Origin of the sequence: Nocardia asiatica NBRC 100129 (assembly GCF_000308415.1) — a bacterium.
GTDB classification, from domain to species: domain Bacteria; phylum Actinomycetota; class Actinomycetes; order Mycobacteriales; family Mycobacteriaceae; genus Nocardia; species Nocardia asiatica.
The window spans coordinates 16484-32920 of record NZ_BAFS01000465.1; the positions used below are offsets into that span (position 1 = coordinate 16484).

Genomic DNA, 16437 nt, shown 5'->3' on the forward strand with positions numbered 1-16437 from the left:
GATCGCAGCTGTAGTCATTACTCGAACGCAATTTTGGAGTTGCCCATGGCCGCGTTGCGCTTACTCGGATCCGGATCGAAGGATGGCGGTTGCCCAGCTCTGTACGCCACCGACAGCGGCACCCTCATCGTGCAGGGCATCGCCACACGCGATGGCAACGCGGTGCTGGTGCCGCATGCGCTGCTGAATTGGGCAGAACCTGGACTCACTCTCAACGTCGAAACCACGACCACCCCTGGCGTCGTGCTGATCGCCGGGGACCGGATCACCGACGACATTCGCACGCGACTCACACTCGACCCGGACGAAACCGCCGTGGAGGTGCCGCGATGCGCGCAGTGACCGGTGAACTCGCGGGGCAAGGCATTTACGCCGAGTTCTTCCGATCGGCTCGGTCCACCGCCGTACACCTCGAAGTGCAGGACTCCTACCAGGTCCCCGACGAATATGCACCCCTCAAGCGATGGCGGGAAACCGGCGAGATCATCGAAACCGACGGGGGGCGACAGTGGTGCGATCTGGTCACTGAGACCACCGCTCGCGGCGTAACCGTTGCACGGGTGCGAGTGGTCAGCGTGCCACACACCGAGTACACCCGTTGGCTGGTGGATGCTTGCGCACCCAATGCCGCGGCGGGGGAGCAGATTAGGTGGCTGCCACGCCACCTCGCCGATGAAGTGCCAGCTGACGACTACTGGTTGTTCGATGAACAGACCGTCGCGTTCAACACCATCGACGACACCGGGGACGCGGCTGGGCTCGCGGTCACCACCGACCCTGCCATCGCCCGGGTGTGCACCGAGGCGTGGCATCGGCTGTGGCGCCACGGCATCGATCACGCCGACTACCGCAGATCGGAGCACGCGGCCCGGTGAGCAGCAGTGTCGGACAGGCGCGCGCGGCGCTGGGAGCGCGGTTGCGGGAGCTGCGTCGCGACGCGCGCCTGTCCGGCAAAGAACTCGCCGCCGCCTGCGGATGGCATCCGGCCAAGGTGTCGCGGCTCGAGCACGGACACCAACAGCCCAGCGAGGACGACCTGCTCGCGTGGTGCCGCGCCACCGACGCCATGATGGTCTACGACGACCTCATCGCCAACCTGCGCAATCTTCGCTCGATGTACCTGGAATGGCGGCGCATCATCGCCGGAGGCCGCGCGCACCGGCAACGCCAGTCGCTGGACATCGAGCATCGTGCCCGCAGCATCCGCTGGTTCGAGACCTGGGTGATCCCTGGCCTACTTCAAACCCCGGACTACGCAGCAGCGGTGTTCACCGCCTGCCGAGGCGTGATTCCCGGAGGGCGGGACGACGTCGACGAAGCCGTGGCCATCCGCATGACTCGTCAGAAGATCCTCCGCACACAGCGACGGTTCGTGTTCATCATCGCCGAGGCCGCCCTACACCAGCGCATCGGCGGTCCTGCGCTCATGCGCGAGCAGTTGTATGCCTTGCTGGATCACGCCACCAACCCCCGCATCGAACTCGCGATCCTCCCATTGGCCGCGAACTCGCTCGTCGCCTCCCACGGATTCATCATGTTCGACCGCGACAGCGTCATGGTCGAAACGGTCAGCGCCGAACTCACCGTCACGCGTCCCTCCGAAATTGCGATATATGACGATGTCTTCGTGCTTCTGCAGGACTTGGCGCTGCACGGCGCCGCCGCCACCGCGCTTATCTCCGAAATCGCCGCTGCCACCCATGACGACAGCTGACCTGAACCTGTCGGTGGCGGTGCCCGGCCCCGACTCAGCGCACGGTCACTGGTCGCGCTGAGTACCGGGGCGAGCGAGTCGAGGGCGTCATGGTTTCTACGCGCCCTCGGCGATGCGCATCGCCTCTTCGATGAGCGTCTCCACGATCTGGGCCTCCGGGACGGTTTTGATGACCTCGCCCTTGACGAAGATCTGGCCCTTGCCGTTGCCGGAGGCCACGCCCAGGTCGGCTTCGCGCGCCTCGCCAGGCCCGTTCACGACGCAGCCCATCACAGCCACCCGCAACGGCACCGCAATACCTTCCAGGCCCGCGGTCACCCTATTGGCCAGGGTGTACACATCCACCTGCGCACGCCCGCAGGATGGACACGACACGATCTCCAACTTGCGCGGGCGCAGGTTCAGCGATTGCAGGATCTGTCCGCCGACCTTGACCTCCTCGACGGGCGGCGCGGACAGCGAGACCCGGATGGTGTCGCCGATGCCCTCCGCCAGCAGCGCGCCGAACGCGACGGCGGATTTGATCGTGCCCTGGAAGGCCGGGCCCGCCTCGGTGACGCCGAGGTGCAGCGGGTAGTCGCACTGCGCGGCCAGCTGGCGGTATGCCTCCACCATGATCACCGGGTCGTTGTGCTTGACCGAGATCTTGATATCGCCGAAGCCGTGTTCCTCGAACAGGCTCGCCTCCCACAGCGCCGACTCCACCAGCGCTTCGGGTGTGGCCTTGCCGTACTTCTGCATCATCCGCATGTCCAGCGAGCCGGCGTTCACGCCGATACGAATGGGAATCCCTGCGGCGCCTGCGGCTTTTGCCACTTCCTTGACTCGGCCGTCGAACTCTTTGATGTTGCCGGGGTTGACCCGCACTGCCGCGCACCCGGCGTCGATGGCTGCGAAGATGTACCGCGGCTGGAAGTGGATATCGGCGATCACCGGAATCTGAGACTTCCGCGCGATCGTGGCCAACGCGTCCGCGTCCTCCTGACGCGGACACGCCACCCGCACGATGTCGCACCCCGACGCGGTCAACTCCGCGATCTGCTGCAGGGTGGCGTTCACATCATGCGTCTTGGTCGTCGTCATGGACTGGACAGAGACTCTGGAGTCGGAGCCCACGCCGACGGTGCCTACGCGGAGTTGTCGGGTCTTTCGTCGTGGGTGCAGCGTCGGCGGTGGCGGGGTTGGGATGGGAAGAATGACCGGGGTATGCACGTTCACGGCGCACTCCAGGTGTCGGCGGGCACCGAGCCCGCTGGGGATTGGTCGGGCAGCGCCTCCAGCAATGCCACGCAGTCGGTCGCGATTGCCTCGCCGGTGAGCCCGTAGTGGGCCAGAAGCTGGGACCGGGTGGCGTGGGGCACGTACTCGGTGGGGATCCCCAGCGCTCGGATGGCTGCGGCGCGTGGTGACCGTTCGCTCACCGCCTGCACGAGGCGGCCCCCGATGCCACCGTTAACGATGCCGTCTTCGACGCTCAATGTGATGCGGTGGCGGGCAATGAGGGTGAACAGTCCGGGGTTGAGCGGCCATACCCATTTCGCGTCGATGACGGTCGATCCGCAGCCTTTCGCTTCGAGAATCGCGGCCGCGCGCAGGCACTGGTCAGCCAGTGCGCCCACAGAGACGATCAGCACATCCAGGGGCAGATGTGCGCTGCGGAAGAGGATGTCGATGCCGTCGATCTGCGCCACTGCCGGAATATTTTCGCCGACTGCGGCTTTCGGATAGCGGATGGCGGTCGGGGAGGGAATCTCGACCGCTTCGCGCAGCAGTTCGCGCAGACGGGCGGGGTCGCGCGGCGCCGCGATCTGCATGCCGGGGACACAGGACAGCAGCGCCATGTCCGACAGGCCGTGATGACTCGGACCGTCGGGTCCGGTGATCCCGGCTCGGTCCAGCACCAGTGTGACTGGCGCCTGGTGCATGCCGACGTCGAGATGGACCTGGTCGAACGCGCGCGCCAGAAACGTCGAATAGATCGCGACCACGGGGTGCCGGCCGACGCTGGCCATCGCGGCCGCCGCCGCGACCACATGCTGTTCGGCGATGCCGAAGTCATGAACCCGGTCCGGATGCGTGCGCGACATCGGGCCCAGCCCGGTTGGCAGTCGCATCGCGGCGGTGAGAGCGTGGACGTCGCCGCGACTGTCGGCGATCGACAGCAATTCCGCGCCGAACACGTCGGTCCACGTCGGCTGGGCTGGTGCCAGTGGTCGACCGGTAGCGGGGTCGATTGCGCCGACCGCATGCATCCGATCATCCTCATCCGCTTCGGCGGGTGGATATCCCCGGCCCTTTTCGGTCACGGCATGGACCACGACCGGTCGGCCCATCGCGGCCGCGCGCTGCAGCGCCTCGATTGTGGCCGAGATGTCGTGCCCGTCGACCGGGCCGAGGTATGCGAATCCCAACGTTGTGAACAGGTTTCCAGCGTGTGATTCGCCGCGGCGGAGCTGCGCCAGATGTGTTGCCAGTGCGCTGACGGTCTTGTCATACGAGCGTGCGTTGTCGTTGACGACGATCACGACGGGCTGATCGGTGTAGCCGAGATTGATCAGCCCCTCCCATGCGACACCTCCGGTGAGTGCGCCGTCGCCGATGACGGCGACCACACGGTGGTCGCGCGAGCGGTCCAGCGTGGCGGCGATGCCGTGCTCCCAGGCGAGGCTGACCGAGGCGTGGGAGTGGTCGATCCAATCGTGCACCGATTCGGCGCGGCTCGGATATCCCGACAGCCCATTGCGCCTGCGGAGTGTATGGAATTGCCCGCCGCGGCCGGTGAGGATCTTGTGTGTGTACGCCTGATGCCCGGTGTCGAAGAGGATCGGGTCGTCAGGGGAGCAGAAAACGCGGTGGAGGGCGATGGTCAGCTCCACGGTACCGAGGGACGCTCCCAAGTGTCCGCCCGTGGCGGTCACTTCTCGAATCATGTGCGCGCGAACCTTGTCGGCCAGCGCGCCCAACTGCGCTGCGTCGAGAAGGGCTATGTCCTGTGGTCCCGACAGAGAAGCCAGTACACCCGGCGTCGTGGCCTGCGCGGCGTGTGGCGGGGTCATGACATCTCTTCTTGTCTGGCGATCGGCAGTTGTCGGGGCGGCGCGAACCGCATCGTCTCGGTGGTGATCTCGCGCTCGACCACCACCACGGGACCGCGGGCGCGGAGTTGCTCAACGACCTGGCCGACCAGTTCGGGCGGGGTGGAGGCGCCGGCGGTCACGCCGATGGTCTCGGCGTCCTCGAGCCACGCCTGGTCTATGTCTCCGGCGTTGTCGATCAGGTAGGCGGCGGTGCCTGAGCGGCGAGCGAGCTCGACGAGGCGTTGGGAGTTGGAGGAGTTGCGCGAACCGATGACCAGCAGAACGTCCGCGTCGTCGACGACTGCGCGCACCGCGTTTTGCCGGTTGGTGGTGGCGTAGCAGATGTCCTCGGACGGGGGCTCCTTCAACCCGGGGTATCGGGCTCGCAGCGCCTCGATCACCGTGGTGGTCTCGTCCAGTGCGAGAGTCGTCTGCGTCAGCACCGCCACCCCGCTGTCATCGGGCAGCTCGAGCGAGGCCACGTCCTCGGCTGTCTCCACGAGCACCGTGGCGTCCGGCGCCACCCCGAGCGTTCCAACCGCCTCTTCGTGCCCGGCATGGCCGATCAGGACGATTCGATCGCCGCGGCGGGCGAATCGCTCGGCTTCATGATGGACCTTGCGAACCAGGGGGCAGGTCGCGTCGATGACCGTCAAACCGCGGCGGTCAGCTTCGGCGCGCACGGCCGGGGACACACCGTGTGCGGAGAAGACCACGGTGGCATCCTCCGGCGCAGGGTCGGGAATATCCGCGAGTTCCTCGACGAAGATGGCGCCGCGTGCCTCGAGGGTGGCGACGACGTGGGAGTTGTGCACGATCTGCTTGCGGACGAACACCGGGCCACGGGCGTGCGCCAAAGCACGCTCGACGGTCTCGATCGCCCGCTCCACGCCCGCGCAGTAGCTGCGCGGCGACGCCAGCAGCACAGTGGTGGTCTCGCTCATCATCGCCTTCCGCTGGTCGCGTACTTCCACCAACCGGCGATCTCCGGATACGGCGGTGGTGTCAGGTCATCCGGATCGGCCAATGCCGGTGTGTGCGAAAGAACCACCTGTGCAGGAGCAGGGTTCGTTGGCGTGCCGCCGGCGCGCTCGTGGTAGCGGGGGGTTGTCGCCGCCCAGTGAATGCCAGCGGGGATCCAGTTGGGCAGGTCGAGCGCCAGCCGCGCGACCGCTGGCCGCGGGTCCGTGCGCAGCTGGCGCTGCAGATGCCAGGCAAGCGCCACGGTCCGTTCGTACAGTCGCCAAGTCTCCGTCACCGCGGTAGCCGGATCGAGGTCATGGTGAAAGGTGAGGACAGCGATCAGATTCGTGGTGGCGGTCCCGGCGCTCTGCTCCTTGGCGACGCTGTAGAGGTCGTTGAGCAGAACCGTGGCCATCATCGTGGCTTTCACGAATGCCCGCACCGGCGGGTCGTCGAGGATGCGTAGCGGCACCTCGCAGCCCATGGTTGCCGGGGTGAACGGAAGCAGTGTGCCAACACCACATTTCGCCCACCGAGTCTGCATGTACTGGCTGAGGGTCGGCGGCGTCGCCTGTCGCTGCAACGCGGTGTAGCGCAACTGCCCGTTCAACCAGGCCGCGAATTCCAGACGAAACCACAGTATTTCGGTGTCGGTCAGCACGCTCTCGAGCTCGCCACGTAAGTCCTGCAGCGCGGCCGCCCACCGATCGCCGGGTGGCAGAGAAACCTCGGGGCCGTCGGTCATCACCGCATGAAGGGTGCCGGCGTGCGCGACGTTCTGCTCCAGGTGCGGGTGGGCGTCCCAATGGTCATCCAGCAGCGCGCCGAGATAGAACCATTTCGTCGCGGCAAGGATGGTGGAGTCGGGGGCATGCGGCAGAGCTGGCGCGATTCCCGCCGCGCACCCCATCCGAGTTGCGATAGCGCCGGGCTCGCACACGCCCTGCGAGAGGCACCACACGACTGCTTGATCATCGACAGCGCGCACGTCGCATGGATGGGAGCGGAGGGGAAACGGGCAGTACACCGTGAGTCCCCCGGTCGGGTGCGCGGCAGTGTCTACGTGGTCGGGGATTACGTCGATGGTGTGCGGAATGGTCATGCAGTCCTCCCGGGCTCAGGCGCAGCGATCGGTGACGAGGCGGGCGAGCGCAGCAAGCTGTGTTTTTCCCTCAACTGTCGGGCGTGCCTCGACGAGTTTTTCGAGGGCCTTGGCGGCATGCGTCCGACCCTCAGCGAGCACCCAGTCCTGAGCACCGGTCTGCTCGATCAATCTCGCGGCCCGCATGGCCTGTGCGTCGGTCATCGGCCCTTCGTCGAAATAGAAACTCGCCAGCTCGGTCGCGGCCGGAGTACGCGCCTGCAATGCGGCCACCACCGGAAGGCTCTTCTTGCGCCGCCGCAGGTCCGCCAGTACAGGTTTGCCGGTCACGCCTTCGACACCCCAGATCCCGAGATAGTCGTCGACCAGCTGGAACGCGATGCCCAGGTGGTGGCCGAAAGAACCGAGCGCTCCGATCTGCTCGGGGGTGGCCTCGCCGTAGCGCGCGCCGAGCGCGCAGGCACCCTCGATCAGTGCGCCGGTCTTGGCGGCAGTCATCGCCATGCACTCCGGCAGCGATACATCCCGGCGGGATTCGAACTCGATGTCGGCGCGCTCACCAGCGAGCAGCCGCTTCACGACATCGATCAACGTGCCGATCGCGGGAACCGAATGCGGGGAGGAGAGCAGGGCCTCGATCGAGGAGAAGAACAACGCATCGCCGACGAGCACGGCCGCTGCGGGGTCGTAAGCGGCCCAGACCGAGGGCCGGTGGCGTCGCATGGTGTCCTGGTCGAAGACGTCGTCTTGGATGAGGCTGGCGTTGTGTACGAGTTCGACCGCGGCCGCGGCGGGCACCGCTGCCGCAGTCTGGCCGCCGACTGCCCGCGCGCAGGCCAGCACGAGCGCGGCGCGTAGCCCTTTACCCCAACTGCCTCCGGAATTGGGGCTGCCGTCGTGGTCGGTCCAGTCGAAGTGGTAGTTGGCGATGCGCCGGATCGTGTAGGGCAGCGTCGCGACCCACAGGCGCAATGCCGGGGCGACCACGGCGCGCGCCTCGCTGAGCAAATCGCTGGCATCCGTGGGGAGAACATCCGCAGGTGTCCCCTGCGTCATGGTGGCGGGCCGAGTACGGACCGGGTCGATGGTGCTCATGGTTCTCCAGAGAGTGAGTTCGGATGAAAGCAGGTTGGGTCGCGGTCGGCCGATCGATAAACACGTGAGGGTCGACGAGCACGTGGACTCTGTCTGTGAGGTCACGGATTCGCAGCACGTAGCCGGTTGTGCCCGTCGGCGCAGTGCAGTCAGCCGACGTGCAGTGAGTACCGCCACCAGCCGCAGCGGTGCCCCACCTTGAGCCGGAGTCGTCTGTCATGGCGTCATCGTTGCCGCTCGGAAGCCGAATCCTCTGCCGCCACCCACGCGTGGTGTGCCTACACCCTGTGGTGGTTGCAGACATCTCCTGGTCGCGTCAGCCTGCGCTGGCACATCATGTGAGGCCTGGCAACGTCGTCAGCGAAGCCGCATCGCAAGTTCTGATCTGAAAATCCTCGCCGACCTGGGGCCGTCCGCAGCGGTTGAGGCCCAGGTTCGGGCCACCGCTATCAGCGGCTCGCCGCGCGGGTCATCGAATGTGTCTGTGCCGTAGGGCATTCTGGACGAGGCAAGCTTTCGACACGCTGCTCATCAGGGAGATGAACCATGACATCGACGGTCGGTGGGCTCAGCTCGGGCCATCACCAATCCGAACGCCCGTCGGTGCCTGTGCCGAACCTCATCGACGGCATCGCACCGGTGTACGCCATCACCGACTTGCGTGTGATCCGGCATGGACAGAGCACCGCGAATGTCGCCTTCGCCAGCCCGAACACCGACCTACCACTGCCGGGGCGGGATGCGGAGGTCAAACTGTCTTCGCTGGGGCACGAGCAAGCCGTCGCATTGGGCGGTTGGCTGGCCGGACTCGACGAATCGGAACGGCCGCAGCTGACTGTGTGCTCGCCCTACCTGCGAGCACGCCAGACCTGGGCTGTGATGGCGCGCACCGCAGAAGCGATCAATCCAGGATCCGGATCGGTCCGCACCCTGATCGACGAACGACTGCGGGACCGTGAAATGGGTGTGTTCGAGCTGCATCCACCCGCAGCGATCCGTGTGATCGCCTCGAACGAGGTCGAACGTCGCGATCGAGTCGGTGAATGGTTCTACCGGCCGCCCGGCGGGGAGTCCTTGGCTGACGTGTGCCTCCGGATCCGCGACATCCTCAATGAAGTGGACCGCACGTGCGGGGCCATACGGGTGCTGATGATCGCCCATGATGCCGTAGCAGCGGCGGTCCGGCAGATAGCAGCAGGCGTCGGCGCACTGCCACCCGCAGAACTGGACGTGGTATCGAACGGATCGATCTCGCGGTGGCAATCCGACGACGGTCGCCTCCGCGTCACCGAGTGGTCGAACACCGATCACCTTCCCGAGGAAGTGAAGCGATGAACCGCGACGACGATCCGATCGTCTCCCGCCTCGAACCCCTACCAGACGACGGGCAGTGGGGCACAAGCTACGAAGCCGCATCCGATGACGTGTTGGCAACCCTGGCGAAAGTGTCGGCGGCATTGTCAGGGGCCGGTGTGGAGCGGGCGCAGACCTTACGCATGTACCAGCGGCAGCTGGCAGCTTGCCAGCATGACCTGTCTCCAGCCGATCCTTCCGGTATCACCGCCGCGCACCGAATGTGCGACGAGATTCGCGCCGACCTCGAAAGTGAAGCGTGACTGCGCCCTTGCCCGAAGGGCAGCTGCCACTGGAGGAGAACCGGCGCATCTTCACAGAGGAGATCGTGCCCGCGTATCTGGCGTCGATGACACCACGCTCGACGCCTGTCGCTGTGATGATCGTCGGGCAGACAGGCGCCGGTAAGACCGCGATCACCGCGCTGATCCGGGAGACTCTGGAACGCAACAACCGCCGGGTCGCCTGGATCAACATGGACTTCTACAACCCATTCCACCCCGACTACAACCGTTGGCAGTCCGAGCGACCCACCGAGGCTGATCAGCTGGTACGCCCTGACGGAGAACTGTGGTGGCGGCAGGCCCAGGACTACGCGCTTGCGCGTCACGCCGACATCCTGCTCGAGTCCGCTGCGGCCAGCCCTGCTGAGTTCGAGGACATCTGCCGACGAATCCAAGATGCCGAGTTGCCCGCCGGCGTAACGCCGTACCGCATCGAAGCGGTATTCGTCGCCGTGCATGGTGCGCTCAGCGAGTACGGGGTCCTGGCTCGCTACACCGACCAGGTACTCCGACGGGGACACGGTCAGCGGATCTCCTCCGAAACCCACGAGATATCTCGCCGCGGGGTGCAGCGGGCCGCCGCGTTCTTCGAAGAAGGGCTCGGCCACTTCGCTGCCGTCGTACGCCGCAACGCACTCGCGGTGTACATGACCAGCATCCCGGTCGGAGGAATCGTCCACGAACACGAGCGGCGGCTGGTCGCAGAAATCCAGCGAGCGCAGCAACAACCGCTTCCACCTGACGAGGCGTTTGCCTTCGCCACACAACTGGCAGTGACCATCCTGCGGGCGCCGCGGGAGATACTTCCAGCACTTCACCGGGTCGCCCACGAGGCCATCCCGCTGCTACCGGGCGAACCTCGCGTGTGGCGGCAACTGGTGGCGCACGCCGAAAACCTCCGCGCTCAGATTCCGGGTGACAACCCCGTGTCGCCATGGCGTCAAATGTCGACCGCCGAGCTGACAGAGCGACTCACGGTGACACTGGCCAACTGGGCCGACACCACCAATGGGCCAGCGCAGCACCGAGCCACCAGCATGGTTACCGGTTTGCTCACCGAGATCGCTCGGCGAAGCCATAGCGCCGAACGCCTCGATACCGTCGCGGAACACACCGCGTCCTCGACGAACGATGCAGCAGCGCGCGAGCCGCAATCCGCGGCACTGCTGGCCGCCGTGTCGGCGGCCGTCGCAGCACTGCCTGTTGCGGCGTTGCCACCTGGCCAGGAGTCGCATGACCAACCGACGGCGCAGCCCACGATCGTGGAGGCGGACAACGGCGAGGGCATCAGCGCGATCTGACATCCACCCGTCCGGCGAAGCCGATTGTTTGGGCGAGAACGGCCGGCGACACGAGTTCGACGGATAGCGTGGTGGCCATGCCGATCATCGTCGTCGACACGAACGCGGTGTGTCGCTGCCCAGGTTTGTCCAGCGCCGCTTGGAAGTCGCTCATCGAACACGCCACCGACTGGGAGCTGCAGCTGATGACCGCAGAGGTGGTGGTGATGGAGACGATCAACGTCGTACGTCGCGACATACAAGCACTACGGAAACATCTGGAGAGCTTGGGCAGGTTCGGCCTTCCCGAGCTGGGAGATACGGTCAAGAAGACGCTCGATGCCCACAACGCTGGTTTCGACGAGTGGCTCACCGCACGGCTTGGTGAGGCGGGGGTGCAAGTTGTCCCAACCCCCGCGATCCCGCATATGGAGATCGCCCGCCGCGCCTCCGAGACTATTCCGCCATACACGGTCAAATCCAAGGACGGCTACCGCGACACCTTGATCTGGTTCACTCTGCTGGACATCGCCGAACGCCATCCGGACCAGGAAGTGTGGCTGGGGAGCGCCAATACCGGGGACTTCGGCGCCGAGAAAATCGATTCGGACGCAGTGCCCGCGAAATTGCAACCGTCGTTGGTCCGGGAACTGCATGAGCGAGGACTTGCTGACCGCGTTCGCTACGTCACAAAGCTCGATATTCTGGAAGCGCACCTCGCTTCCGAGTGCGCACCTCTGACACCGCAGCAATTGCGGGAGCGGTCCGCCCGTTTCGCGCAAGGGCGAGCGTGGGAGTTATTGGTCAACGGAATGCTCGGCTACCAGGTGGATCCTGCATCGGTCGCGTTGCCCTTCCTCGCATCCGCAGCTGAGGTGGTGGGGTGTGCGGAGAAGCCACTCACAGAATGGCTGCTTACCGACGCCGCCGGCCGCGGCGGCGACGCTTGGACAGCGCGGTTCACACTCGATACCGAGGTCGACATCGAGGCAGTCGACCAAGCGGGTGCCACGCGGGAGCACTCGAAAATCCTGCGTATCTCAGGAATCCTGCGGGTCACCGCCACAGATGAAATGGAAGCGTTGACAGTCACTTCTATCGAGGCCCTACCCGAGGACCCGGACCGCGGACGTTGGAAGCGTCGACGCAGCAGGCGAGCGGGCAACACACGCAAGACCACCTTTCACATCGACCTTTCTGACCTCTTCGATAGCTCCGCAGTCACCCAGATCATGCGCGACTCGATCGGCGATGCAATCGACTACTCTGCAATCACCGAAGTCACGAGAAACGCCATCGATCCCAGCCAGCTCATCGGACACCTGCCACACCCGCTGTTGCCGCAACATGAGCAGGACAACTCGACTGACGATTCCGGCGCCGGGGACGACAACGATGCTGGCCACCAGACATAACTCATCCAGGTCGCCGCGCTGCAGATACATATGCACCCCGGGCGCGGAGTAACTCGGATCTCGCTGTGCAGCGTCGCAACCGCCTCTGGCCTTCGGGCGCCGCGCATCCGAGACACAACGGACTGACACCTCAGGTGCGACACTGGAATCAGCTCCGGCCGACACGGCTGCAGAGCGCGCGGCGGCGATCGGCCTGCCAGTGAAAGCGTCCCCGCGACAACGATGCAGTGTTGCACCGCCGTGACCGCGACGATCCGACGAAACCGAGGATAAGAACCGCCAAATGGGTTCTGTTCGTGCGTTGCCCGCGGTGGGACACGCGCCTATAGACGGCCCCACGAGAAGGTGCGAAATTCGACAGCAGCACACAGTCTGTGCGGCCCGCAGTTCCGCATCGCGAATTTCTCCGTACCGTCCCGGCTGTGATGTCACTGCATAAACTATCGGCGGAGATCGGCCTGACCCGGATCCGCGAAGAAGTCGACAGGTCCGACCAGCCGACCCGGTGGTGGGGATCAGGACTTGCCGCACTCGGCATCGCCGCGGGCGCGGAGGCGACAGACAGCCAGATTCGCTATCTGTTCGGCCGGGGAATGCATCCGAACGCCGACGCGATCATCGACGACTTGATGAGCCAGCAGCTCCGGATCGGCGTCGACATCCGCTGCGCAATCCGCTACGCCATGGTGCAAGCCCGACTGGGGCAGGCTTTTCAAAAGTTCGCTGAGGAAGAGTTCAGCTTCCGTCGTGAATGCGCCCGCGGGTACGCCGAGTGGAACGCAGCCATGGGGCGCGCCGAGTACGCGACAGTGCCAAGGGCCGAGCGCACGCGAATCCGTCTGGTGGTCGCGAAGCAGATGTTCGAAAAGGAGCACGGCAGGCCCCCGCGCACCGACCGGGAGATATCCGGCTGGATTCATGTCGCCTCGCGTCCACCGCGGAAGGCGACAGCTGGCTACGAACTCCGCTGCCACCCTGTGAAAAGCGTTTCGGCCTTGCTCGCGGTGGCGCCCATGGATGTCGCTGAACAGATCGAAGCGGCGCACCGCGCGGCGGTCGCTGACGCACTGCACTATCTCGAGCAGTTCGCTGCGTTCACCCGGATCGAGGGAGGGACGCGTCAGGTGCGTTCCGACGGATTGGTCGCGCTCGCAGTGGAACACGCGGACTCCTTGGCTGGCGACCCCAGCCAGCACACCCACCTGTTCGTCGCCAACCGAGTTCGACGACCCGATGAACAGTGGGGAGCTCTGGATGGACGATTGATATACCGCCACAATGTCGCCGCCAGCGAGGTGTACAACACTCGGATCGAGCATCACTTGGAGCAACGGCTGGGGCTGGTCTTCCTCGACCGCGACGCCGGCGCGACCGAGCGGCCGGTGCGTGAGATCGCCGGGGTCGATCCAGAGCTGCGACGGCTGTGGTCCCGTCGGCACGCACAGATCACTTCCGAGGTGGAGTCCAGGCACGATGAATTCACCGTGCCCAGCGACATCCCGACTACCCCCGCACGAACGGCGAAGGTTATGGCGCATGCGGCTCTCATCACGCGACCAGAAACCTATGTTCGGCGCAGCGCGACCGATCGGCGCGCGGACTGGATGCGCGAGGCATCTACGGCGCTTGGGGGTGACAACGCGGTGCAGAAGATGATCGAAGGCGTTCTCTCTCAGCCTGCGCCGTCGAGGGCGGCAATCGATTCACGGTGGATCGCTGTCCGCGCCAGACAGGTGGCAATGATCGTTGCGCGATCACACGACCCGGCTCAACCGCACCACTTTCGTGCGGAAGCGGAGCGCAATCTTCGAGGAATGATCGCACCTCACCACTGGCCGAATCTGGTGGTCCAGGTCGCCGACACCGCCACCGAACTCCACGACAGTGGTCCTGGCCGCCGCCGACGCGCCTGACCGACAGCTCAAGCGCCGCGAAGAGCATGATTCGGCTCAGCAGCTCTGCCTTGACACGCAATGGCAGCCAGGACGTGAACTCCACGCTGCGGCGGCCCGGGCCCGGTCGTCCACGTGGGTCACCATCGCAGACCTGGGCTGTCGGTGTGGTTCCGGCGAAACAGGTAGGCCGAAATCGCTACAGCCAGCGGAAGTCGGACAGACGGGCCTTGGTCAGGAGTTCTACGGCAACATCCTCGCGGCTCGGGGGCGGAGCGGTGTCGAAGCATTCCTGGCCTGGCTCTGCTATCTCAGGCGTGTCGTCAGGGGGCGTGTCGGGCGCTGCATCGTGCATGAACTCGGCTTCTCCCACTCGGTGCGTCGCACGCTGAACCGGCGCGCGGGCGGCCACGACTGCTGCCTCGTTGTCGCGACGTCCTGCACGACGTTATCGATCTCAGCGGCGATCGCTGTTCAAAGTCGCACGGCAAGTGTGGATTTCAGCACGGACCCGCGATGCTGTGATGGGTCTTGTCGGCATGGGCTGAGGGTGGCCAGAGCTAACAATGCGCCTGGCGCGCCTATTGTGAACTGGCATAGACGATCTGATGCCAGAAGGGGGTAGACCGCGATGGCGGATGCGGGGGAGTGGTTCAACCTCGATCAGGTGTGCTCGGTGTTCGATGTGGACCAGCGTTGGGTGCGCCAACAGATAAAACGGCATGAGTTCCCGCCGCCAAGGCGAATCGACGCAGAAGATTGCTGGAGTGCCATTGAGGTGTGGTCATGGCTGGCCGGCACCCGACCAGATCTCGCCGCGGTGGTGCCGCTTGAGCATTGGTCACGGTCCGGGCGCGTGGAGTACCTCGGCACGCGAGAAATCCATGGCGGTGTGGTGCAGGACTGGCGCGTCGAGACAGTCCCCTTGCGGATCGTGTGGAAAGTGCTGCCATTGCGGAACCTGTCGTTCGAGGAGGCGGCGAGCTTATGGCCCGTCGTGTCCAGGGTCGTAGAGGTCAACGGGCAGATCGGTGCATCTGGCCCGGTGCTGTTCGTACGCGACGCGCAGGAGCTGCAGGTCGATGAGTGGCGGTGGGCGGATCTGGCACAGGTGCTGGGGGGTCGAGCGCCGTACTGGAGTCTCAAGTTGCGGGTGCCGGGGGTGATGCGCCGGTGGCGACCAGGAATGCCCGCCGAGCTCGTGGCCGCTGTTCCCGAGATCGACGCGGGCACGATTCTGCGGCTGGCAGCGGCGCTGCCTTCGGGCACGCCTGCCCACCAGGTGCTGGTTGAACTGGTGCAGCACGTCCAGGAACAAGCGACCAGCGACGCCCGCGCCGATATCGACGCCATCATTGAAGACAATCGCGCGAAATGGGTGCAGATCGCGGCCGAGCCGATGCCAGTGCCACCACCGCCCCTGCTCGACGACCCCGTGCGCCGTGCCGGCTGGCTGGAAATCCTCTCCCGAACCGACTCACTGGCCAAGACCACAATCCGCGAACTGGTCGCCTACGACGGCGGCGCCGCGCTGCCATACAGCAGCAGCAGGATCATCGACCCCGAGCAGGATGCAGCCGCCATCGAATGGGCAGCACGCTTACAACCGCCGCAGCGGCTGACCGCCGCGTTCGAGCTGGTACTCGACAGCGACCAAGAGAAGGTCGAGCAGTTCCTGGTCGATCCGGAAACGGATGCACCCGCCGTTCGCCTGACCAACCAGAAGATTCGCGCGGTGTCTCCGTGGCGGCTGCCCGCGACATCACCTCTGAGCGAGATGATCCTGAGCCGCCAGGTGTGGGTCAGAGTCGCCGACGGCACGCTGTATCCGGCACCGCAGATCAGCGGCTTCGGACTGTCCTTCGGCTACGACGGAGCCGGGCCGCGCACCCTTGCAGTGTTGATCGACCGCCTCCTCGACGACATCAACGCCCCCGCTGCCGACGCATACTATGGAGCACCGGCCGGACTGGAGGAGCTGACCATCAGTACCCAAACGAGTGGCGCCGTGCTTTCCCGGGCAGAGCTCGAGCGAGCCCGCGGTCGCTGGCTGGGATAAGCCTGTGGTTCGAACGAGCCGCCCGCTCCCGCAGGGGTGCCTTTCCTGCGGGGGACTCGTTCAGCCAGGTTCGGGCGGGCCCGCGGTGATACGTCGCAGGCGTGCGCACTCTGTGCGGTGCCGCTCAGCTCACCTACATGCGTTACGCCGCCCCAGCTCTCAAGCCGTCACCGCTATCCCACTGAGGTCGACGACCATGCAGG

At 65.6% G+C, this 16437-nt stretch carries 14 protein-coding genes; 9 read left to right on the forward strand and 5 right to left on the reverse strand.

Annotated elements, in window-relative coordinates:
• The first annotated feature begins 45 nt into the window (after window positions 1–45).
• The 3 genes from ON27_RS36340 to ON27_RS36350 are packed head-to-tail and all read left to right on the forward strand — an operon-like array spanning window position 46 to window position 1714.
• Window positions 46–342 (forward strand): hypothetical protein, encoded by a 297-nt coding sequence (locus ON27_RS36340; RefSeq protein WP_051047416.1) that lies wholly within the window; start codon window positions 46–48, stop codon window positions 340–342.
• Window positions 330–875, forward strand: a complete 546-nt coding sequence (locus ON27_RS36345; RefSeq protein ID WP_051047417.1) for a DUF6879 family protein — start codon at window positions 330–332, stop codon at window positions 873–875. Before ON27_RS36340 ends, ON27_RS36345 begins: the two co-directional genes overlap by 13 nt.
• Entirely contained in the window at window positions 872–1714 is an 843-nt protein-coding gene (locus ON27_RS36350; protein WP_043738089.1) for a helix-turn-helix domain-containing protein, read from the forward strand. Before ON27_RS36345 ends, ON27_RS36350 begins: the two co-directional genes overlap by 4 nt.
• Before the next feature lie 96 nt (window positions 1715–1810).
• On the opposite strand, the gene ispG is transcribed toward ON27_RS36350, so the two are convergent.
• From ispG to ON27_RS36375, 5 genes are read right to left on the reverse strand one after another with little or no spacing between them, the layout of a single operon-like run.
• Entirely contained in the window at window positions 1811–2926 is a 1116-nt protein-coding gene (gene ispG, locus ON27_RS36355; protein WP_043738141.1) for a flavodoxin-dependent (E)-4-hydroxy-3-methylbut-2-enyl-diphosphate synthase, read from the reverse strand.
• A gap of 2 nt (window positions 2927–2928) precedes the next feature.
• Window positions 2929–4770, reverse strand: a complete 1842-nt coding sequence (locus tag ON27_RS36360; RefSeq protein WP_083888078.1) for a 1-deoxy-D-xylulose-5-phosphate synthase — start codon at window positions 4768–4770, stop codon at window positions 2929–2931.
• Window positions 4767–5738, reverse strand: a complete 972-nt coding sequence (gene ispH / locus ON27_RS36365; RefSeq protein ID WP_051047423.1) for a 4-hydroxy-3-methylbut-2-enyl diphosphate reductase — start codon at window positions 5736–5738, stop codon at window positions 4767–4769. The genes ON27_RS36360 and ispH overlap by 4 nt, the downstream gene beginning before the upstream one ends.
• Window positions 5735–6856 (reverse strand): terpene synthase family protein, encoded by a 1122-nt coding sequence (locus ON27_RS36370; RefSeq protein ID WP_169334576.1) that lies wholly within the window; start codon window positions 6854–6856, stop codon window positions 5735–5737. Before ON27_RS36370 ends, ispH begins: the two co-directional genes overlap by 4 nt.
• 15 nt (window positions 6857–6871) lie before the next feature.
• Window positions 6872–7951 carry a polyprenyl synthetase family protein gene (locus ON27_RS36375; protein ID WP_051047418.1) on the reverse strand — a complete coding sequence of 360 codons (1080 nt, stop codon included), beginning with the start codon at window positions 7949–7951 and terminating at the stop codon, window positions 6872–6874.
• Between the two features lie 546 nt (window positions 7952–8497).
• On the opposite strand from ON27_RS36375, the gene ON27_RS36380 reads away from it, so the two are divergent.
• From ON27_RS36380 to ON27_RS36405, 6 genes are all read left to right on the forward strand, one after another.
• The gene (locus ON27_RS36380) at window positions 8498–9286 is read left to right on the forward strand and encodes a histidine phosphatase family protein (RefSeq protein WP_174377919.1); all 789 of its coding nucleotides are present in this window, start codon (window positions 8498–8500) and stop codon (window positions 9284–9286) included.
• On the forward strand, window positions 9283–9567 hold the full coding sequence (locus ON27_RS36385; protein ID WP_043738093.1) for a hypothetical protein: 285 nt from the start codon (window positions 9283–9285) through the stop codon (window positions 9565–9567). The genes ON27_RS36380 and ON27_RS36385 overlap by 4 nt, the downstream gene beginning before the upstream one ends.
• Complete coding sequence (locus ON27_RS36390) at window positions 9564–10889, forward strand: zeta toxin family protein (RefSeq protein WP_157227800.1); 1326 nt, start codon at window positions 9564–9566, stop codon at window positions 10887–10889. The genes ON27_RS36385 and ON27_RS36390 overlap by 4 nt, the downstream gene beginning before the upstream one ends.
• A gap of 77 nt (window positions 10890–10966) precedes the next feature.
• The gene (locus ON27_RS36395) at window positions 10967–12283 is read left to right on the forward strand and encodes a PIN domain-containing protein (protein ID WP_043738098.1); all 1317 of its coding nucleotides are present in this window, start codon (window positions 10967–10969) and stop codon (window positions 12281–12283) included.
• Between the two features lie 425 nt (window positions 12284–12708).
• On the forward strand, window positions 12709–14196 hold the full coding sequence (gene mobF, locus ON27_RS36400) for a MobF family relaxase (RefSeq protein WP_043738100.1): 1488 nt from the start codon (window positions 12709–12711) through the stop codon (window positions 14194–14196).
• 610 nt (window positions 14197–14806) lie between these two features.
• A complete protein-coding gene (locus ON27_RS36405; protein WP_157227804.1) occupies window positions 14807–16234 on the forward strand; it encodes a hypothetical protein in 1428 nt (475 codons plus the stop codon).
• Window positions 16235–16437: the final 203 nt, after the last annotated feature.